Annotated in this window: 21 protein-coding genes and 1 tRNA gene; 20 read left to right on the forward strand and 2 right to left on the reverse strand. The window is 54.7% G+C overall.

The annotated features are described in order from the left end of the window. The first annotated feature begins 202 nt into the window (after window positions 1-202). Together visN and visR are read left to right on the forward strand one after the other, a co-directional pair. Window positions 203-934 (forward strand): transcriptional regulator VisN, encoded by a 732-nt coding sequence (gene visN / locus QRN85_RS07510; protein WP_062586464.1) that lies wholly within the window; start codon window positions 203-205, stop codon window positions 932-934. An 11-nt stretch (window positions 935-945) separates the two neighbouring features. Further along, complete coding sequence (visR, locus tag QRN85_RS07515; protein WP_062586466.1) at window positions 946-1,692, forward strand: transcriptional regulator VisR; 747 nt, start codon at window positions 946-948, stop codon at window positions 1,690-1,692. 118 nt (window positions 1,693-1,810) lie between these two features. On the opposite strand, the gene QRN85_RS07520 is transcribed toward visR, so the two are convergent. Then, window positions 1,811-3,730, reverse strand: coding sequence for an O-linked N-acetylglucosamine transferase, SPINDLY family protein (locus QRN85_RS07520; protein ID WP_284757317.1), 1,920 nt, complete (start codon window positions 3,728-3,730; stop codon window positions 1,811-1,813). Between the two features lie 384 nt (window positions 3,731-4,114). Between QRN85_RS07520 and QRN85_RS07525 the strand changes: the two genes are divergently transcribed. From QRN85_RS07525 to fliQ, 17 genes are all read left to right on the forward strand, one after another. Beyond that, complete coding sequence (locus QRN85_RS07525; RefSeq protein ID WP_062586467.1) at window positions 4,115-4,990, forward strand: flagellin N-terminal helical domain-containing protein; 876 nt, start codon at window positions 4,115-4,117, stop codon at window positions 4,988-4,990. Window positions 4,991-5,262: 272 nt separating this feature from the next. Next, window positions 5,263-6,141: a flagellin N-terminal helical domain-containing protein gene (locus QRN85_RS07530; protein WP_062586469.1), complete on the forward strand. Its 879-nt coding sequence runs from the start codon at window positions 5,263-5,265 to the stop codon at window positions 6,139-6,141. Window positions 6,142-6,459: 318 nt separating this feature from the next. Further along, on the forward strand, window positions 6,460-7,341 hold the full coding sequence (locus tag QRN85_RS07535) for a flagellin N-terminal helical domain-containing protein (RefSeq protein WP_062586471.1): 882 nt from the start codon (window positions 6,460-6,462) through the stop codon (window positions 7,339-7,341). 260 nt (window positions 7,342-7,601) lie between these two features. Then, window positions 7,602-8,567 carry a flagellin N-terminal helical domain-containing protein gene (locus QRN85_RS07540; protein WP_062586473.1) on the forward strand — a complete coding sequence of 322 codons (966 nt, stop codon included), beginning with the start codon at window positions 7,602-7,604 and terminating at the stop codon, window positions 8,565-8,567. Window positions 8,568-8,756: 189 nt separating this feature from the next. Continuing rightward, window positions 8,757-9,404 (forward strand): FliH/SctL family protein, encoded by a 648-nt coding sequence (locus QRN85_RS07545; RefSeq protein ID WP_284757318.1) that lies wholly within the window; start codon window positions 8,757-8,759, stop codon window positions 9,402-9,404. Beyond that, on the forward strand, window positions 9,397-10,686 hold the full coding sequence (locus QRN85_RS07550) for a MotB family protein (RefSeq protein WP_284757319.1): 1,290 nt from the start codon (window positions 9,397-9,399) through the stop codon (window positions 10,684-10,686). Before QRN85_RS07545 ends, QRN85_RS07550 begins: the two co-directional genes overlap by 8 nt. Before the next feature lie 8 nt (window positions 10,687-10,694). Then, window positions 10,695-11,930: a chemotaxis protein gene (locus QRN85_RS07555; protein ID WP_122069754.1), complete on the forward strand. Its 1,236-nt coding sequence runs from the start codon at window positions 10,695-10,697 to the stop codon at window positions 11,928-11,930. A gap of 1 nt (window position 11,931) precedes the next feature. Beyond that, complete coding sequence (fliK, locus tag QRN85_RS07560) at window positions 11,932-13,380, forward strand: flagellar hook-length control protein FliK (RefSeq protein WP_284757320.1); 1,449 nt, start codon at window positions 11,932-11,934, stop codon at window positions 13,378-13,380. Beyond that, window positions 13,310-13,891, forward strand: a complete 582-nt coding sequence (locus tag QRN85_RS07565) for a transglycosylase SLT domain-containing protein (RefSeq protein ID WP_284757321.1) — start codon at window positions 13,310-13,312, stop codon at window positions 13,889-13,891. Before fliK ends, QRN85_RS07565 begins: the two co-directional genes overlap by 71 nt. A gap of 280 nt (window positions 13,892-14,171) precedes the next feature. Then, complete coding sequence (locus tag QRN85_RS07570) at window positions 14,172-14,843, forward strand: response regulator transcription factor (protein ID WP_062586486.1); 672 nt, start codon at window positions 14,172-14,174, stop codon at window positions 14,841-14,843. Between the two features lie 277 nt (window positions 14,844-15,120). Continuing rightward, a complete protein-coding gene (locus QRN85_RS07575) occupies window positions 15,121-16,389 on the forward strand; it encodes a flagellar hook protein FlgE (protein ID WP_113219157.1) in 1,269 nt (422 codons plus the stop codon). Window positions 16,390-16,405: 16 nt separating this feature from the next. After that, window positions 16,406-17,848, forward strand: coding sequence for a flagellar hook-associated protein FlgK (gene flgK, locus QRN85_RS07580; protein ID WP_284757322.1), 1,443 nt, complete (start codon window positions 16,406-16,408; stop codon window positions 17,846-17,848). Window position 17,849: 1 nt separating this feature from the next. Further along, window positions 17,850-18,863, forward strand: a complete 1,014-nt coding sequence (locus QRN85_RS07585; RefSeq protein ID WP_062586492.1) for a flagellar hook-associated family protein — start codon at window positions 17,850-17,852, stop codon at window positions 18,861-18,863. A gap of 52 nt (window positions 18,864-18,915) precedes the next feature. Beyond that, window positions 18,916-19,263, forward strand: a complete 348-nt coding sequence (flaF, locus tag QRN85_RS07590; protein WP_062586494.1) for a flagellar biosynthesis regulator FlaF — start codon at window positions 18,916-18,918, stop codon at window positions 19,261-19,263. Continuing rightward, window positions 19,260-19,706: a flagellar biosynthesis repressor FlbT gene (gene flbT / locus QRN85_RS07595; protein ID WP_062586496.1), complete on the forward strand. Its 447-nt coding sequence runs from the start codon at window positions 19,260-19,262 to the stop codon at window positions 19,704-19,706. Before flaF ends, flbT begins: the two co-directional genes overlap by 4 nt. Next, a complete protein-coding gene (gene flgD, locus QRN85_RS07600; protein WP_113094007.1) occupies window positions 19,700-20,122 on the forward strand; it encodes a flagellar hook assembly protein FlgD in 423 nt (140 codons plus the stop codon). The genes flbT and flgD overlap by 7 nt, the downstream gene beginning before the upstream one ends. A gap of 103 nt (window positions 20,123-20,225) precedes the next feature. Beyond that, window positions 20,226-20,492, forward strand: coding sequence for a flagellar biosynthesis protein FliQ (gene fliQ / locus QRN85_RS07605; RefSeq protein ID WP_062586500.1), 267 nt, complete (start codon window positions 20,226-20,228; stop codon window positions 20,490-20,492). A gap of 102 nt (window positions 20,493-20,594) precedes the next feature. On the opposite strand, the gene QRN85_RS07610 is transcribed toward fliQ, so the two are convergent. Continuing rightward, window positions 20,595-20,669, reverse strand: a tRNA-Thr gene (locus QRN85_RS07610). Window positions 20,670-20,822: 153 nt separating this feature from the next. On the opposite strand from QRN85_RS07610, the gene QRN85_RS07615 reads away from it, so the two are divergent. Next, window positions 20,823-21,047: a hypothetical protein gene (locus tag QRN85_RS07615; RefSeq protein ID WP_113219155.1), complete on the forward strand. Its 225-nt coding sequence runs from the start codon at window positions 20,823-20,825 to the stop codon at window positions 21,045-21,047. Window positions 21,048-21,202 lie beyond the last annotated feature (155 nt).

Below are 21,202 nucleotides of genomic sequence, written 5' to 3' on the forward strand. Positions count from 1 at the left end.
AATATGCTCTTGGTTGCATGACAAGGGACGAAAATGCGGGGATGTCGTCGAATGACGATGGCGTTTCGCGTAGCCTTTCCTAAAATGCGTTGATTCGGTCACCAGGGACGCGGTGCTGCTCGAAGGGGTTGCGTTTCTGAATGGAAATGATTTCCATCCCGGTTAAATGATCTCCGAAAGGAGAATAAGAGGGCGTAGGCTATTGAAGGTGGATGTTGATGTTCGCAGGCTGTCGGTCGCGCCGTTTGATAGATCGGTGAAGGCGTTGCCGCGCGATCAGCTGATCCGTAACATTGCAATTGCGGCTTCTGACGGCAACGTTACAGCTGCAGTCGAGATGATTGCGTCTTTTGCCGGAGCTTCGCACTATCTTCTGGCGCGCGAGGACCTGTTACAGGAAGCCGGCCTCAATTTCATCATCACCTCTGACTGGCCTTTTGATCTTGTTCGCCGGTTGGGGTCTGAACTGACGAACAATCAGAATCGTGTCAGCGAGATGGAGAAGTGCCTGGCGCTTCTCAAGCCGCGGATGCTGTTTTTGCCGGAAGATGCCGTCATTCCCCACGGGGTGGACCGCAAATATTGCTCATTGACCTTCTGTGTCGGTCGGGTCCGGTTTTCACTGTTGCTGCTTTTTGCGCAAGAGAATGTCCCTGTCGATGATCGCCTGCGTGAGGCTGCCATGCTGACGGGTTATTTTGCGAGCTCCGGTATCGTCGCCGAATCGCGCGTTGAACGTGACATCGACCTGACGGAACGCGAGCTTGAGTGCCTTTTCTGGATTGCAGAAGGCAAGACCAGCGACGAAATGGCAACCATTCTCGGCATTTCCCGCAATACCATCAATAATTACATCACCAGCGTCATGCGCAAAACCGCAACCAAGACCCGCTCGGAAGCGATTGCCTACGCGGTTCGCAACAATCTCGTATGAGGGTCGTTCGGATGGGGTACTACAAGGAAACGGATGGGTCGCTGCTGGAACCGGGCGCGCCTGCGCGAGCGGCAACCGCCGCCAGCCGCTCTGACCTGTTTCCACGGTTGGTAGCGATGCAGCGCATACTGGGCGCCAAGAATTTCGTCGTGCTGCGCGCCGTTGCCTCAGGATTTCCAAACAAGCGAAAACTCCTGTGCGAAATGGAAAACTGGGGCATGAATGCGACTGAGCAGAGCGCTCGTCTCGTTCACGTCATGGGAGAACGTCTGCAGGAGCATCTCGAGCGCTCGCTCCTGCCTGTCATCTGGAAGAGTGAGAGCGGCACCGGTTTCTCCGACATTCCCGACGTTGCTGCCTTGATGCTGAGGCTTTCCAACAGCGACTTGTCCTATGCCGGACTGGCGCTGCCCGTGCGACTTGGTACCATCGGCAACGGCTACGTGGTCTTCTGTGGCGGCAGTCTGCTTCTCGACAACGAACTTGTTCTGGAACAGCACATCAAGTGCACGGAGATCATGGTTGACCTGCTTGCTCTGGACGAGCGCCGCGTCACGCCGGCGGAATCCTTGAGCGAGCGGGAAGTGGCTTGCCTTCAACTGGCAGGTGACGGTCGTATCAGTGAAGAGATTGCGGTAAAGCTCGGTCTTTCCGTTCACACCGTGAACGCTTACCTCGGCTCCGCCACCATCAAGCTCGATTCGGTCAATCGCATCCAGGCAATCGCAAAGGCGATCCGCATGGGGTATATTCACTAGAGCGATCTCTTTCCGCTGGGTAAATTCGCTCCGCCAGCAGAGGCGGCCGACGCGCTAACGCTTGGCGCGTCCGCTAAGGATCGCGCCGACCTCCGGCAGACTTCAGCTGTGTCTTCGACTATCGGACCATGAAAGGTTCGGTGCGCGGGGGAAGTGCCGGGACATCAAAGTGATCCGGCTCAATGCCAGCCTTCGCCTTATCGATCATCGTGATATAGGCGGCCTCGAGATGACGGCAGAACCGCTCTGCGTCAAACAGCGGCATCCTGAAGCGATTGGCGTCGATCCGGTCGCGAATTTCCTGAAGTGGCGCAGGATCCAGCGCGTAGGATACGGCCTGCTCTACATAGTCCTCGTCGTCCTCCGCAATCAGTTCGGGCGTGCCAATGGCGTGCAACAGGCTCTCGCTGACCCGCGACGCGAAGTTCGTGCCCTTTCTCGTCAGCACCGGAAGACCGGACCAGAGCTGCTCCGAGGTCGTCGTGTGACCGTTGACCGGGAATGTATCAAGGCCAAGATCTGCTACCGTAATACGGTTGAGGTGGAGTTCGAACTCCAGCTTGGGCATGAAGAACACACGCTTTGCAGCTATTCCCATTGCCAGGAATTTCGTGAGGATGTTCGTCCGGCTTTCCGCATTGTGACTGAGTATCCAGATCACACTGTTTGGAGCGCGCTTGAGAATGCTGGCCCAGAGCTCCACCGTCTTTGGCGTGATCTTTCGGTTGGCGTTGAAGGAAGCAAAGACGAATGCATCCTCCGGCAAGCCTGCTTCGGAACGGGATATCGTCTTGGCAAGCGGCCTGTTGACCGGATCATTCGGCTGGTAGGTTTCCGGAAGCCTGACGAATTTCTCGTAGTAATGCGGCTTGGAGCTCTCGGGAAGCACGTAATGGTCCCCAATTGCATAGTCCAGGTCGACATTGACGGTTGAACCAGGAAAGCCGATCCACGCGACTTGTACGGGGGCCGCAGCCATATTGAGAATGGAGGTGCGGTTTCCAGCGGTGTGACCCTTCAAATCGACGAGAATGTCGATTCCGCGCGCCTTTATTTCCGCCAGAGCCTCTTCGTTGGTCATATCTCTGATGGTCACGACGTGACCCCACAGCTCACGATCCGCTTCATTTGTGCGCAGCATGTCGGGGTCGGAATGGCAGAACAGGGTTACCTCGAAGCGATTTCGATCATGCAGTTCCAGCACGCGTCGGATGAGCTTCATCGTCGCGTGCTTGTCGAAGAAGTCCGAAGACAGATAGCCGATGCGGATCTTGTCGCTCCACTCGTGCGGCATCTTCCGACGAGCGATCGTCATATCAGGAGAGAAGGCCGGAGTGTTGCTACGTGCGAGCTGGTTAAGATGCTCGTCGCCCGTCCAGTGCAGATTGAAGAAGGTCCCGTCCAGGGAGATGAAGGATAGTTCACCGGAGCTGATTGCGGCATCGATGATTGGCTGATGCTTCTCGATGGCGTCGAACTTGCAGTGCTCGCGGCAAAACACAAGATACATCAGACGCACGGCCTGTTGACGCGGCAGCTTAGCCAGGAGCAGCCTTGCCGTCTCGATATCCCTGTGGTCGAAGAGATCCCACGTCGTGATCGCAATGCGCGCTCCGAGCTTCATGTGCTCGATGGAATCGCTCTTCATCAACACGCTTTTCAGCGCGCGGGCAATCCTGGGCTCGCCCCGCTCCAAAAGGATGGTGCCGACGATGTAACAAATATCCGGGTATTTATGGAATCTATGGATCAGCTTGTTGGACAGCGCGAGCGCTTTATCCTTCTGTCCGCAATCATAATAAAGCTTGATGCTGTCAACCAGGTAGCTTTCAGCGTCAATGCCGTCTTGTTGATAGGCAAGCTCGTAAGAGGTTGCAGCCTGTTCGGGCATTCCGATTTGTAAACACGTCTTCGCAAGCAGCGCATAGGTGCGCGCATCGCGTTTGACGTCGATCAGCTTATTGAGCGTTTGAAGCGCCTGTGTGTATTGCCCGGTCTTGAAATGCTTCGAGGCGGTTGAATAGCTGATATCGTTCAACTTTATTTCCGTTCTGTCGTCTTGCCGCTTTGCGTTTAAGTGTGCGCTCATCCAGGTGCGGCCTTTCTGATTCAGGGCTTTTGGAAATAATATCCGCCGAACCTTGCTTGAAACAGGTCTTCCGGTCGGGGAGGGGCCTGCGCGTTTCACGGTTAATGCGAGGTCGCAGCGTTTGCGTCGTATTAACCATTAGAATCAACGGGGTTGGCGAGACCTGTAAAATTAAGAACTTCGAAATGCTTGGGACGCATTTTGATCCTTACGTGACGGGTTTGGTATCCAGCAGAAAAAAAGGAACCGAGTGGCATGATGCCGAACCGTTCGCGCCGGTACTAGCAATCCGGCATGTCCCTCTCTTGTACCGCGTTTTAAAAGGGGCAACTTATGTCTAGCATCAACTTCAATTCCAGTGCCAACAACGCACTCCAGACGCTGCGCTCTATCAACACGAACCTCGAAAAGACCCAGGACCGCGTGTCCACGGGCCTCAAGATTGGCGATGCTTCGGATGGCGCCGCTTATTGGTCGATTGCGACCACGATGAAGTCTGACAACAAGGCACTCGGTGCAGCGACAGATGCGCTCGGCGTAGGTGCGGCCAAGGTTGACACAGCATATGCAGCGATGGACAGCGCCATCGATGTCGTCAACGAAATCAAGGCAAAGCTCACAGCTGCCAGCGAAACGTCGGTTGACAAGGAGCAGGTTCAGCTCGAAATCACCAAGCTTCAGGAACAGCTTTCCGCAATCGGTCAGGCAGCTTCGTTCAACGGCGAAAACTGGGCCGTTCAGGCAGCAGCTTCCACGACAACCGTTGTTGACGGCTTCATTCGTAACTCCGACGGCACCGTCAAGGTTACGACCGCGACATTCAACGCCGGCGATTACGCTATGTTCGAATCCATCACGAGCGGCGCTGGCACAGGCGGCATTCTCGCTGGTGTGATGACAATCGCACTGACAAACACATCTTCGCAGGGCGCGATCGACGGGTTCCTGTCGACTGTCGAGACTGCACTGGATGAACTGACCAAGGGCGCTGCCGCTCTCGGCGCACTGTCTTCCCGTATCGACCTGCAGGACGAATATTCCAACAAGCTGAGCGACGCGATGGAAGCCGGTATCAGCCGTCTGGTCGACGCCGACATGGAAGAAGAATCCGCACGCTTGTCTGCCCTGCAGACTCAGCAGCAGCTGGCCGTTCAGTCGCTGTCGATTGCCAACTCTTCTTCGCAGAACATTCTCACTCTGTTCCGCTAAGCATTTCAATTCCACGAAACGAGGCCGGACCTTTTGGTCCGGCCTTTTTTTGTGTTTTAAATCATTAACAGAGTATTACCAAATTAATTTGCAAATTAACTCTTTTTTTATTTTATGTTTGGAAGTTTTTAACCTTAATAGAGTTAGATGGATCTATCGAAACGGCGGCCGAAGGTTAACTATATTGCCCGGCAGGCATGAGGCTGATCGTCGTTTACCGGTAAATCCGGAATGTCCCTTCAATTGTACTTGCCAAAGGGGCAACTTTTACTATGACGAGTATCCTTACTAATACTTCTGCTATGTCTGCACTCCAGACCCTGCGTACGATCAACTCAAACCTTTCCACGACGCAGGACCGTGTGTCTTCGGGCCAAAAGGTTGGTGATGCCTCTGATAACGTTGCCTACTGGTCCATCTCGACGACGATGAACTCCGACAACAAGGCACTCAATGCTGCGACGGATGCTCTCGGCGTTGGTGCGGCCAAGGTCGACACAGCCTATGCTGCGATGGACAGCGCCATCGATGTCGTCAACGAAATCAAGACAAAGCTTACAACCGCCAGCGAAACATCTGTCGACAAGCTGCAGGTCCAGCTCGAAATCACCAAGCTTCAGGAACAGCTGACCGCAATCGGCCAGGCTGCTTCGTTCAACGGCGAAAACTGGGCGATCCAGGGTTCCGGTTCTTCCACAACGGTTGTCGATGGCTTCATTCGTGACTCCGCCGGTTCCGTCAAGGTAACGACCGCAACGTTCAACGCGGGTTCCTACGCGATGTTCTCCACCATCACCTCAGGTGTTGGTAGTGGCGGTATCCTCGCTTCCGTCATGGACATCGCTCTGCAGAGCAACTCCACACAGGGCGAAATCGATGCATTCATGACGACTGTGCAGACCGCTCTTGACGGTCTCACCGACGGTGCTGCTGCTCTTGGTGCGCTCTCTGCTCGTATCGACATGCAGGATAGCTATTCCAGCAAGCTGAGCGACGCCATCGAATCGGGTGTCAGCCGTCTGGTCGACGCCGACATGGAAGAAGAATCTGCACGCTTGTCTGCCTTGCAGACACAGCAGCAGCTGGCCGTTCAGTCGCTGTCGATTGCGAATTCGTCTTCGCAGAACATCATGTCTCTCTTCAGAGGCTAATCCGGTTTACCGGAAATGGAAAAGCCGCGCAGTTTGCGCGGCTTTTTTTTTGAAAAAATTAAGCTTCCTTAAGAAAAATTTTCATCAATATTTACAATAAATTAGCTCAGATTAATGGGTCTGTCAGGTCTTAATCCTTCCTTCATATAGGTAAAAAAATCCCTTCGATTAAATCTTTGTTAACCATAAACCTGTCTTCTGTGGTCATCGAAACAGCGCACCGAGTTTTTAAGTCGGTAAGCATGAAGCTGCCTGCTGCGTTTCCCGGCTTGACCGGAATGTCTCTTCTTAAAGAATTGCCAAAGGGGCGCCCTGAAGATGACCAGTATTTTGACAAACACCTCTGCAATGTCTGCCCTTCAGACGCTGCGTTCGATCAACACCGATCTTTCCAACACGCAAGATCGCGTTTCGTCCGGTTTTCGCGTTGGTCAGGCGAAAGATAACGTTGCCTATTGGTCCATCTCGACGACCATGAACTCCGATAACAAGGCCCTCAACGCTGCGTCCGACGCTCTGGGCGTTGGTGCTGCAAAGGTCGATACGGCTTACGCTGCAATGGAAAGCGCGATCAGCGCCGTTGACGAAATCAAGTCAAAGCTCGTCACCGCCAGTGAGCAGTCGACTGACAAGTCTCAGATCCAGCTCGAAATCGGCAAGCTGCAGGAACAGCTCTCGGCCATCGCCCAAGGCGCTTCGTTCTCTGGTGAGAACTGGATGGTGCTGGGCAACGCTTCCGAGGCAAGTGTTGTTGACGGTTTCATTCGTACTGCCAGCGGTGGAGTGAGTGTTACGACAGCGAAATTCAACATTGCATCCTATGCAATGTTCGCGACGATCAACGCCACCGGCGTTGGTGAAGGCGGTATCCTCGGCAGCGTCATGTCCGTTGCATTGACCAGCATATCGACCCAAGGCGAAATCGACGCGTTCATGGACATCGTTGAAGCCGCCATGAGCAACCTGACGGACTCGGCTGCTGCTATCGGCGCGCTTCAGACCCGTATCGATCTTCAGGATGACTACTCCGCCAAGCTCTCCGACGCCATGGAATCCGGTGTCAGCCGTCTGGTGGATGCTGACATGGAAGAAGAGTCGGCGAAATTGTCGGCTCTGCAGACGCAGCAACAGCTTGCGATCCAGTCATTGTCGATTGCGAACTCCAGCGCACAGAACATCATGTCGCTGTTCCAGCAATAATTATCTTCCCAAACAGGTGGAAACCGCGCTCTCTGAAAAGAGGCGCGGTTTTTCTGTTTCGTGGTGGTTTTTTCACGGGTCGCGCCGATCGCGCAAGTTTCGCCATAGCTTGATCCTGTAAGGTGGTTGCCACAGGTTTTACCCTTCGTTAACCTTGGCCAAGGCAGCGCCTGTTGGCGCGTCCCACCTTCTCATGATGAGAGGACGGCCTCTCGCCAGTTGCCTGGCATGTCCCGTCGCTTTCTTCAGATGCAGGTATCATGACCAAGATAATTTCTTCCGGCTATATTCAAAGCGCTCTTCAGACACTGCTGTTCAGCGACGATACCTTGTCGAAGACACAGGAGCGGGTTACGTCTGGTCTGAAGATCGCTTCGGCTGCGGATAATTCCGGCTACTGGTCGACCGCCACGAATCTCAAGTCGGATTCGAGTGTCTTGAGCAGCGTGGGGGATGCGCTCGACCTGGGGGCTTCGAAGGCGGATACGGCTTATGAAGCGGTTACATCATTGATCAGCGTTGTCGATCAGATCATGTCGCAATTGACGACCGCACATGAAACCGGGACGGACCGGTCACAAATCAACAGTTCAATCAATGCATTGAAAGAAAACCTGCACTCCGTATCGCAAGCGGCAAGCTTTTCCGGAGATAACTGGCTGTTCAATACGTCGGAGCTTCTGTCGGAGACGAAATCGGTGCCCTACGCCTTCACGAAAAGTGCGTCGGGCGCAATCGACCTTCAGTATCTCAGTGTCAGCACGCAGGAAACCACGATGGTTGACACGAACGATGCCAGCCGCGGCTTGTTGACGGCGTCCATAGACGCGAGCGCCCGCAACCCCGATTCCAGCACGGGGCCGAGGAATTATTACCTTTTGAATGCCGACTCGACAAACCCGGCCGATGGCACGGAGATTTCGATATCGCAGGCAACGACCGCCGAGGAGCTTGACGATATGGTCTATGCCGTCGCCCAAATATCGGCACGTCTCAACCAACTGGGCGCGTCGCTCGGTACGCTCTCAAGCCGGATCGACCAGCAGACGGAATTCGTCGCTTCACTTGGAGATTCCATGGACAAGAGCGTAAGCCGACTTGTCGATGCCAATATGGAAGAAGAGTCCACAAAGTTGAAGGCGTATGAAACGCAGCGCGATCTGGCGGTTCAGATTGTTTCCATTGCCAACAATCACCGCAAGAGCCTGGCAAATCTCTTCGCGTAATCTGCGGCAGGGGTTCATCCTCGCACAAGTTTGAACCTCTACTTTAGAAATCGAATTGCTGCCGGGATTTCGCGCACCTTCGGGTGAGACGGAATTGTCCCTGTCGCTCCTTTCTGAATGCCTTGCGGATTATTTCATGACTTTCTTATCCAGAGAAAAGACAAGCGCGATAGCGGTCGAGGTTCGTCCATGAGCGGAGCGCTGACTAAATATCTCAAGGATTTCAGCCAGTTCGTTCCTCCGGAAGTGCCTGCGCCGGCCTTTGAGGTTGAGCTGCCTGTCGCCTCTTTCGAAAGCGACTGGCTGTCGGAGCCTGAGGTCACAGTCGATCTGGAAGAGGAAAAGCGCAAGGCTTTTGCCGAGGGCGAAGAGGCCGGCAAGCAGCAGGCAATGGCCGAGAACGAGGCCGCAATGGAAGCCATGCGCTCCCGGCACGAAGAAGAGATTGCCGCGATGCAGACCCGCTACGAGGATGAAATCGCAAATCATCTCGCAACGTCGGTCATTTCCATGAAGCAGACCGTCGCGGCGAATATCGAGCAGGCGTGTCTGCGTCTGTTCCTGACCGTGATGGAGCGGGAGCTCGCGGTTAATACCGCGTCCGAACTTTCCCGGCAGATCATCACAGAGATCGAAGGCGGGTTTGGGGGCGCGATCAAGGTCACAGGACCTGAACGGCTCCTGTCCCGGATGCGCGAGGAGCTCGGCTCGGTCGACCACCACATCGACTACGATGTTTCGAACGATATCGACGTCAAGGTTCAGCTGGATGGCTCGATCCTGATGACGAGGCTTTCAGAGTTTTTCCAGAGCGTAAGAGGTTTGGCCGATGAGTGAAGGCGAAAATCACCATCACGGCAAAAATGAAATCATCGTCGTGAAACGTCACAAGGGCGGTCACGATGGTGCGCATGGTGGCGCCTGGAAAATCGCCTATGCTGACTTCATGACCGCCATGATGGCCTTCTTTCTCGTCATGTGGCTGGTCAATGCCGCCAATGAACCGACGAAGGCCTCTGTCGCGAGCTATTTCAACCCCATCAAGCTGACGGATGAAAAACCGGCAGACCGGGGCATGAAACAGCCCGCAAAGACAGCCAAGGGTGAGCAGACGCAACAGACATCCGATACCAAGTCTGAAAAACCCCAAGACGCCGCCGCCGCTGCGAGCGGTGAGGACATGACGGCGTCGTCTGGCGACAAGACAGCCTATTCAGAGGCTGCATTTTTTGAAAACCCCTATGCGGTTCTGGCAGAGATCGCCCAGGAAGTGGGGCAGCAAGCCAATGTCAGCGCCAAGGGCGAGGGCGGTGCCAGCAATTCCGGGCCTTCCACCGGCGCATCGGGTGGGGAGGCATATCGCGATCCCTTCGACCCTGATTTCTGGAGCAAGCAGGTCGATAGTCGTCCTGAGCAGGGTGCTGTCGCAATTCAGGATACCGCGCTGCCGGACACGCCAAAGAAGAAGACCGACAAGAAACCCGCCGAAGCGCAGCAGGATCCGGCAAGCGTCATAGCCGACAGCGAAACGGCAACGCCGACCGAAATTGCCAATGCCAAGCCACAGACGGTGAAATCCGGGGCCATCGATGAAATTGGCGATCTGCCACCGAAGCAGGGCCAGACCGCAGTTGCCAAGGCGGATGCTTCCGCTGCCCAGGAAAAGACGACCGACGAGTTGCGCGACGAAATCGCGCAACAGGTCTCGGGCGTGGTAGGCAAACTTGCCGAAGGCATCGTCGTGACGCCGGCAGAGGGCGGCACGCTGATTACGATTTCAGAGAAATCCAACACGTCCATGTTCGATGTGGGTTCGGCTGTGCCGCAGAAGGATCTCGTATTGGCGATGGAAAAGATCGGTGAAGTCCTGAGCAAACAGAAAGGCGCGATTGTCATTCGCGGCCATACGGATGCCCGTCCCTACAAGTCGGGCGCAAAGGACAACTGGACTCTGTCGATGGATCGTGCCCATGCGGCCTACTACATGCTGTCGCGTGGCGGTCTGGACGAAACGCGCATCAAGCAGCTTTCAGGATTCGCAGACCGACGCCTGCAGAGCACGGACGATCCGTTGAATGGCGCGAACCGTCGCATCGAAATATTGCTCGAGGATAGTTGAGGCAGCGGATGACAAAAGCGACCCGCATTGCTGTCCTGCTGATGAGCATGTCCTGGCTGGCCAGCGCCAGTTACGGACACGCCCAGAGCGACTTGCCGCCTGCAAAAATCCTGCGGTCGTTGCAGTTCGTGCAGGATTCGGTCGTGATGGGCGATCACGCCGCCAGAGAGATGCAGAAGTATCTCCTTGAGACGATCGATACGACCTTGAGAACGGCAGACGCATCCATCTTCGAGGATTCGCGAAACGCGGATGCAGCGCTTGCCTATATCATGAGCGGTGGCAATCCGCAGACACTGGACTATCTTGTTGCACGCGACGTACAGGGCCATTTCGACTCCCGCATCACGAATATCCTGCAGAAATATCTGAACGGCCGCGGCATACAGGTCGAGAAGATACTCGCTGATATCCTGCCGGAGTATCGCAAGGGTGTCCTCGGTCCCTATCTCATGTTGATCGCCGGTAACATCGCAACGACGCGCGATCCGGCGGCCTCATTGGCATTTTTCGATGATGCGCGCGTCACGGCGCCGGGTACGATCATTGAAGAAGCCGCCCTGAGGCGCTCGATCATTGCCATGGTTCAGGTCAAGGATCACGGCAAGGCTCTAGTTTATTTAAGAAAATACGCGGTGAGATTTCTTCACTCGCCCTATGCTTCCCAGTTTGCCGATCTCTTCGTCAACTTTGCGATAGATGGCGCCGGGACGGTGACGACCGACAATATTGCGGAAATTACCGCCTTGATGGACCCGGAGCGTGCAGAGGAAATCTATCTGCGCATTGCCCGGCAGGCCTCATTGCGCGGGGCGATCGCGCTTGCGCAATTTGCGACGGATCAGGCGGCGGCGCTTTCCTCTCAGACCGGCGATGTATCGCGGGCTCCCTTGTCCAAGCTCTATTCAGGTCTGGCGACTGTTCCCAGCGCGGATGTGAAGAGCGCCAGCGATGCATTGGCAAGTATTCCAAACGATGAATTGTCCGAGCGCGATCTGGCTCTGCGCGATGCCGCGAAGGCCATAGCGGAACAGATTGTGAGAACGCCTGAAGCGGCAGAGAAAACCTCCGGAAATGGCGCAGATGCTGCCAGCCAACCTGCCGTTCAGGCAGCTGCGGAGGACACAAGGGTACAGGAACAGACAGGGCAGGCCACGGCCGCCCCTGAATTGCGGGATTTTTTTGACAAGAGCCGAGCTCGTTTGAATGAGATAGATTCTTTGTTGGAGCAGGAGGAGAAATAGGATGAATGTGGTAAAGACCATCGTTCCCGGCAGCCCTGACGCCATTGTCCAGGTCGGTCGGCAGAGTAAGGATAATGCCTCCAAACGTGGCGATTCCGGCTTCTCCGATACGTTGGGATCGCTCGACAAGGGAAACTCGTCCAAGCAGGCTCCATCCGCGTCAAAGACATCAAGTGATGCTGGCGGAAAGCAGGCGGCTGCGCCTGCAGATGCGACGGCTGTATCACAAGCTCAAGAGCAACCGAGCGGTTCGTCCGCCCCGGTCCAATCAGCCAGCAAAATTGTCGATGCAGCGGCTCTTCCGAATCTCGGTCCGGTCACTGACCCTGCAATGCCCATAATTGCCGACAGTATTGTCGCGCCGAAGGGTCCCGAAGTTGCGTCCGCACCGGTCAATCCTCCTGTTCTGACAGCAGCTGACGGAGCTGAGCCCGTGCCGGTCCTGTCGGATCTCGCGATGCTCGTCACCGCGCTCACCAAAATCGCGTCGTCGACATCTGAGACGGCGGAGCCCTCCACATCGGGTGATGAACCCGTTGATGGCGAGCAGGCTCCGGAAACGCTGGATACGACTGGCGGTAACCAGGATTTCCTCTCACTTCTTGCCGCGACGATTATGCCTGTCGAGCCGCAGGCTCAGCAGAATGGGCAACCATCACCGCAGGGTGCCAACTCCGTCTCGGGACTGCCCACCATGACGGCTCCGGACGATGGTTCTCTGCCTGTCATCGAGCCAGCCGCTCAAACAGTGGTCAGATTGCAGAAGGAGAATACGCCGTCCATCGATTTTCATATTGAAAGCCAGGAAGATGGTACGGCGAAACTCGATGTTTCCGCAGCTGTCGGCGATGTTAGTGATGTTGTGCAGGTCGTTGAAAGCAGGCGCTTTGTCGGGCTTGCTGCGCCCACCAACGCCACCGCAATAACCAGCGCTATGGCTGCGGACCCGGATTGGGCAGCGACCATGGCAGGGCAAACCACCAATTCTCCCATGATCTCAAGCACAGGGCAGGTGGTCCACGTGTTGAAGATCCAGATGAGCCCTGTCGAGCTTGGGCACGTTACGGCCGCTCTCAAGCTGGTTGGTGATGAACTCAGCGTACAGCTCACGGCCCACACTTTGAAGGGTTACAGCGAGCTGCAGAAAGACAGCACCGGCATTCTTGACGCCCTGAAATCGCAAGGTTTCAACGTCGAGCAGGTGACGGTCACTCTCGCCAACAGTGCGGACCGACAGGATACAAACAGCAGCGGCAATCGTCAGTCTCAGGATACGGGACAGCAAGGCGCCCAGCAGGGGCAGCGTGGCAATGAAGAACGGGCTCAGGAAAGGTTTTCCAGGCAGCCTGGCCCCATGAGCCGAGAGGACACCACCAGTTATGAAACTACGTCGCAGCCTGAAACACCTGCTCGCAATTCCGCTTCTCGTCCTGGTCTCGTCTACCTGTAATGCCTCGCAAGTCGCTTCCAAAGCGGACTGTGAACGACAGATTCAAGCTGCGGCAGGCCGATATGGCATACCGGAAGGTATCCTCTATTCCGTCGGCCTGACGGAGACTGGTCGAAAGGGATCATTGAGCCCTTATGCCATCAACATCGAGGGAAAGGCCTATTTCCCGTCCAGCGTTTCGGAAGCCTACCAGCTGGTCGAGAATGCCCGCAGAGGCGGTGCCAAACTGATCGATATCGGGTGCATGCAGATCAACATCCATTTTCACGGCGCGGAATTCGCGTCCGTGGGCGAGATGTTTGACCCCGCCAAGAACGTGGCCTACGCCGCGCAGTTCTTGAAACGCCTCCACGACCGCCACGAGACCTGGACGATGGCGGTAGCTAGATACCATGCCGGCCCCAACAACGACCCCGCTCAGCAGCGTTATGTCTGCCGCGTCATCAGCAATCTCATCGCAACGGGCTACGGGCAGTGGACCGCCAATGCGAGAAATTTCTGCATGAGTTGAACACCCTCAGGTTGAGTAGGGGTTAGCCTTAATGGGCTAAAACCAAATGAGGCGAGATTCAGCCAAAAAAGGCAGTGCAAGCGTTAAGTGGGTTGACTCGCACTTTTCCCCGGAAAAAATATCCCGATTTTTCAAGAGGCATACTATATATAGATCAAATCGGGATAATATGGTTAATCAATTATTAATTAATGCCTGTGCTTTTTTGTAGTTGTAGGAGAATCGCGCGATTCGTACACCCTAGCATGTAGATTGGCTACACTGATTCGGAGGCGGACGAATGATCGTGGTAGTTGATGAGCGCAAGCTTGTTAAGGACGGGTACACTGCCCTATTTGGGCGAGAGGGAATTCCCTCAACTGGATTTGATCCAGCAGAATTTGGCGAATGGGTTAATACTGCGGCGGATTCCGATATTGCAGCAATCGAAGCATTCCTGATCGGTCAGGCGGAGACAACCTACGAGTTGCCACGCACGATCCGGGATCGCTCTCAGGCGCCGGTCATTGCGGTCAGCGATCACCATTCGCTCGACGCGACCTTGGCGCTGTTCGATTGCGGTGTGGACGATGTCGTGCGCAAGCCGGTCCATCCCCGGGAAATCCTGGCACGCGCAGCGGCAATCCGCCGTCGCCTGTCGGTCCTTACACAGTTTACGGATGCAGGTCCGATCCGCGTGTTCTCCGATGGACGCGATCCGGAAGTCAGCGGTGAAGTCTTCCCGTTGCCACGCCGTGAGCGCCGTATCCTCGAATACTTAATCGCAAATCGCGGTCGCCGGGTTTCCAAGGCGCAGATCTTCAACGCCATCTACGGCATCTTCGACGAAGAAGTTGAGGAAAATGTTGTCGAAAGCCACATCAGCAAACTGCGCAAAAAACTGCGCAAGAAGCTCGGTTTCGATCCGATCGATTCCAAGCGTTTTCTTGGCTATTGCATCGACTGGAGCTGACGCTGCCGCGGTGGTATCCAGACTGGATATCAGAGGGGGACGAAATTCGGGCACACTGACGCGCCGTAGGTTTCATAGCCTGCGGCGTTTTCTTTTGCTCGGTGACTTTGGTTCGGTCGGCGTCGGTTGCAGCAATCGAAACCATAAGTCGTTACGGACAGAAAGGTTCCCTGACTGTTTGTGTTTTTCTCAAAATCTTTCTCGAGACAGAAAAACAGACAGCCTCACGCAAGGCTTGCCACCTAACTTCGCCTTAGATGAGAACAGAGGATTCGAAATGAGCCTTTTTGGAACGATGAAAACCGCCGTATCCGGCATGAATGGTCAGGCTAACCGTCTGGGCACCGTCGGCGATAACATCGCCAACGCCAACACCACCGGCTACAAAAGCGCGTCGACGTCGTTTTCCTCGCTGGTGCTGTCCTCCAACGGAGGCAACTACAATTCCGGCGGCGTTATCACCAACGTCAATTATTCCATATCCCAACAAGGCGCTCTCCAGGCAACGCAGTCTTCGACTGACCTTGCGATCAAGGGCGATGGCTTCTTCGTCGTGCAGGATACTGCAGGCAACATCTTCCTGACACGTTCAGGCTCGTTCACCAAGGATGACGGCGGGTTTCTCGTCAACGATGCTGGCTACAAATTGCTCGGCTACGAATATACCGGCATCGCGCCTACAACGGTCATCAACAGCTATGAGGGGCTCGTTCCTGTCAACGTTTCAGCGAACGATCTGACGGCGACACCGTCCACATCAGGTTACCTCAAGGGTAACCTTAGCGACGCTGCACCCGCAGCGGCTGTATCTGCCAGTGAGAACAGTGCTGACGTTGTGGTTGATCAGAAAAGCGTCTTCAAGACGTCTGTAACTGGATACGACGCCAAGGGTAACTCGATTAAGTACGACTTCTACTTCTCCAAAACCGCTGATAGTGAATGGACCGTTTCGGTTTATGATGCGAAGTATGCGAGCAGTACGGGTGGCTTCCCTTATGCGGACGACGGTGTAATCGATAGCTTCGACCTCAGTTTCGATGATTTTGGCAAATTGCTTAATGATCCTGGCTCGATAGCGTTCGAAGATCCGAATAATGGAACGAAGATTACGCTCGATATTTCGAGCATGACGCAGCTCGGAACCGAGTTGTCGTCGGTTGCCGAAGGTGGCGTCAATGGTAACGCTGCCGAAGCAGTTCAGTCCGTCCGCGTCGACGCAGATGGTACGGTTTTTGCGACATACGCAAAGTCTGCCGCAAGGCCACTGTACCAAATCCCGCTTGCCGATGTCGCCAGTCCCGACAACCTCTCCGTCCTCTCCGGCAATGTCTTTCAGACCAGTGCAGACTCAGGCGTGGTCACGCTCGGATTTGCAGGCTCGAACGGATTTGGAACAATCGCATCCTCTCAGCTCGAGTCATCAAACGTGGACATCGCCACGGAGTTGACCGAGATGATCCAGGCGCAGCGCAGCTATACCGCCAACTCTAAGGTCTTCCAGACGGGTTCCGATCTGATGGACGTCCTTATCAATCTGGTTCGGTAATTTAAAGGACAGATGAATGTCGCTTGCTTCAGCGCTTAATACGACAAAAGCAACTCTGAGCAACACTGCTCTGCAGAGCAGCGTCGTTTCGAACAATATCTCGAATGCCAGTTCGACAAGCTACAATCGGCGTGCAGCGGTGACGACGACCGACACCTCGACCGGTGCCATTGTTGTCAAGGTTGAACGGGCAGAAGATGAAGCGCTTTTGAAGCAGGCTTTGGCCGCCACTTCTGATGATGCGGGCAAACAGAAATTCCTGGATGGCATGAATTCGCTCAGTGTCGTTCTGGGCGGCGAGGAATACACCGCCGCTCCCTCGACCTATCTTGCCTCTTTGCAAAACGCGCTGCAGACCTATGCAGCCTCGCCAAGTGACGTAACCTTGGCTTCTGCTGCCGTCAGTGCAGCGAGCGATGTTGCGAATGCGCTCAATACGTCCACTCAGGCCGTTCAGCAGCTTAGAACAGACGCAGACGGAGAAATTTCCGATACTGTTGACAAGCTTAATCAGCTGTTGTCGGACTTCGAGAAAGCCAACAACGAAGTCACATCGGCGACGGCCGCTGGCAGAGATGCCAACAACGCCATCGATCAGCGCGAAGGTCTGCTGAAGCAGATTTCCGGCATCGTCGGCATCTCAACGGCTGTCCGGACGAACAACGATGTTGTGATCTATACCACTGACAGCACGACGCTGTTCGAAACGACCGCACGCAAGATTTCGTTCGAACCGATGGCGGCTTACGACGCTAACACGACCGGCAACAGCATCTATATTGACGGTGTTGCGGTAAAGACGGGCGAGGGAAGCAACACATCGGCGAAGGGCAGTCTGCCAGCACTCTTGCAGCTGCGAGACGAAGTCTACCCAGGCTATCAGTCGCAGCTGGATGAAATTGCTCGTGGCGTCATGGGTGCCTTCGCGGAAACGGATTCTGGCGGAACTTCTATCGCAGGACTGTTTACGACAAAGGATGGTTCGGAGCCCGATTTCACGACTGCTGAAGTCGTTCCGGGTCTTGCAGGTCTGATCACCGTCTCATCTGAAGCGAAGGCAACACCTGTCAAGCTTCGTGATGGTAACATCGCAGGCGACACTCCCAATACTGACGGTTCGACGGGCTATTCTGATCTCCTCTTCAAGTACGCGTCCGCTTTGAACACCCAGATCGAATTCGATCCCAAGGCCGGCATCTCTACCAATGTGACGCTCTTGAGCTTTGCAACGGACTCGGCTGGTTGGGTCGAAGAATATCGTAGCAACGCCACAAGCTCTGCGGAGAGCACGTCGGCAATGCTGACGAAGTCGACAGAGGCCTATTCCAACTCCACCGGTGTGAACCTGGACGAGGAGCTCATCCAGATGCTCGACATCGAGCAGTCCTACAAGGCAGCTGCAAAGCTCATGTCAACGATCGACGAGTTGTTGAAGACATTGATGGAGGCCGCGAACTAACATGAAAACAACGCCCATTTCCTCACTCTCCATCAGCACGGCAATGCAGTTGACGGTTTCCAATGCGCAAACGGAAATCACCAAGCTGCAGAAGGAGGCCGTCACTGGCACCTATGCCGACGTAGGCCTTGAGCTTGGGACACGCACATCCACGAACCTGGATTACTCGCGTGAAAGCAATCGCCTGCAGGCGAATATCGATGCAAACGCAGTGGCGGAGCAGCGTATGGACGCTTCGCAGCTGGCCATGGAAAACATGTCGGCTTCTGCACAGAGCCTTCTCAATTCCGTCATCGCGCTCAGCGGTAACACGGATGCCAGCAGTTTGAGCGTTGCCCAGACGACGGCAAAGGCGACCCTTGAAAATTTCGTGAGCTATACGAACACGGCGGTTAATGGAGAATATCTCTTCTCTGGCATCAATACGGACGTCCAGACGTTGAGCGACACCTTCATCGACGACATCACGGCCGATTTCAACGCCGCCTTTTCCGCTCAGTTCCCGGACCCATCTGCCGTCACGGCCGATGAGATGCAGACCTTCTTGACGGATTACCAGGACGGCCTCGACTGGTCCTCATGGACGGGCGCTTCCGAAACAACCATGAGCAGCCGCATTAGCAGTTCGGAAACCGTATCCACATCCACCACAGCCAACTCGGATGGATTCAAAAGCCTTGTGCTCGCAAGTGTGATATCCTCGCAGCTGGTAAACTCTGGATTGAATGCGGACGCGCTTTCCGTCGTCAACAACACCACCACGAGCCTGACCGGTTCTGCGATTTCCGGCATTGATACCCAGCGTGCGCAGATTGGCCTGTCCCAGGAGCGAGTGGAAAAGGCGAACACGTATATGAGCTCTCAAAAGACGATCATCGATACCCAGCTTACCAATCTGATTGGTGTCGATACCTATGAAGCGTCTACGCGCCTGACAACACTGCTGAACCAGGTGGAGACGTCCTACACGATCACCTCGAAGATCCAGGGCCTCAGCTTGGTAAATTATCTCTAAAGAAAACAGACGCCTATGATGGGTGGCAAGTAAGACCATGAAGGAAAAATGAATGTTCCAGTTTTCATATGCGGAGATAATGGAGGATGATCCCAGTATCGCCCGCGATAGGGAAAGACAAATTCTAGAAAGATCGATCGAACTTCTTGCTGTTGCCAAGGAACAGGAAAACTACGGCAAGGACGGGATCGAAGCAATTTTTTATACGAGGCGCGTTTGGACAAGGCTGATCGATGATCTCAAACAGCCGGAAAACGAGCTTCCAGTCGAACTGAAAGCCAACCTGATATCCATCGCTATCTGGATTCTTAGAGAGTGCGAGCAGATACGCAAACGTAAATCGAAGAATTATCAGGGCATTATTGACGTCACAACCATCATCAAGGATGGATTAAAATGAAAAGTACGCTGCGGATCTCTTTGAAGTCTGGGGAAAAAATCTTTATCAACGGCGCTGTTTTGCGTGTTGACAGAAAAGTGTCTCTGGAATTTCTAAATGACGTGACATTCCTTCTGGAAAACCACGTTCTTCAACTGGAAGACACGACCACACCTTTGCGGCAGCTCTACTTCATCGTCCAGATGATGCTGATCAATCCAGAAGGCAAGGAGCAGTCACTTTCTCTGTTCCGCAAGTCGATCACCATGTTGCTGACCACGTTCAAGAACGAGGAAATCCGCTCGGAACTGAAGCGGATCGATGCGACGGTTTCGTCTGGCCGGCCTTTCGACGCGCTCAAGACCATTCGTGGTCTCTATGCCAAGGAAGAAGCCATTCTCAACAGCCACGAAATAACACCTGCCGTCGTCAATGAGCTGAGACGGGAAATTGCACCATGGTAGGCTCGGTCGGAAGTTCTACATCCACCAACACGGCGACGACTACCCCCGCTTCAAAGACGGATGCGAACAAGGCCTCGCTGGATTATGATGCTTTCCTTCAGCTGCTGATCGCGCAGATGAAAAATCAGGATCCGACGGACCCGATGGATGCCAGCGAGCAGATCTCGCAGCTCGCAACCTTTTCTCAGGTGGAGCAATCCATCAAGACGAATACGCATCTGGAGAGCCTGCTGTCGGCTTCCTCCCTGTCCAACGCGTCTTCCTATATTGGCAAGACCTTGACCTCGGCTGACGGGAAGACGACCGGCGTAGTTGCTTCGATTGAGGTGGCGTCCGATGGTCTTACCGCCACCACGACGGCTGGCGGCAAGATCGTTATCACCGAAGGCATAAAAATCTCCAATACCGCAGCTTAACTGCCAAGCTCGAATCATATAGCGTCTGAATTGACGCGAACGGCGTCACGTATCTTCCTAGTGAATTCGGCTTCGTGACGCCGATTGAATCGAGCGGACTGAGATGAACGAGGCCGACGCTCTCGATATAATGCAGAATGCGATATGGACGGTACTGATTGCATCAGGACCGGCTGTCATGGCCGCAATGGCCGTCGGCATTCTGATCGCCTTCGTGCAGGCGCTCACCCAGATTCAGGAAATGACCCTTACCTTCGTCCCCAAGATCATTGCGGTCATGGTTGCGATCGGCATTTCCGCGCCATTCGTCGGCGCCCAGATATCGATGTTCACGAATATGGTATTTTCCCGCGTCCAATCCGGATTCTAGCGGTCTTTCAAATCCAAGAACGGCGCAGTGTCGGTACACTCGCAATCAATCAAATGACTGCAAGTCTTCGTCCGATTAGCCATGAATTGCTGGATTTATGAATGGTGCTGCGAAAGAGGATTGAACTCTCGACCTCTCCCTTACCAAGGGAGTGCTCTACCACTGAGCTACCGCAGCATCCCGTGCCGAAGCATCTGCTCGACATCAAGTGGGCGCCTATTGCCATAGGTTTCTGATCAGTGCAAGCCGCAATTTCAGTCTTCGTCATTCAACGGGACAAAAATCATCAAGGGCTGTTGAAAAGACGGATTTTCGGTTATTGGTGCGCTCATGGACGATCATCACGACATTCCCGCAGATAAAACTGGCTTGCCCGCCGGGCAGGGCGGCCCGGGAGAAAGAGCAAAACGGCAGGAAGCCGAACGCAAGGCGCGCGCGGCAAAAAAGCTGCGCGAAAATCTTGCCCGGCGCAAGCACCAGGCCCGTGCGCGGCGCGCGGGCGAGGCGGACGAAACAAATGGTCTGCCTGCCGCAAAAACGGACGAATCGTGCTGACAAGAAACATTTAGCGGAAAATTGAATTGGGGCAGAGTTTCCTCTACTGCATGGCCTGAAATATGCAGCAGAGCCCTCTCACAGCCATTTCAGACCGGACATCACTCATCGGATAGGCAGGAGAGGCCATCCGCTGCAAGCACTCAGGAAAGGCG

Source organism: Agrobacterium sp. fls2-241-TYG-188a, from assembly GCF_030209845.1.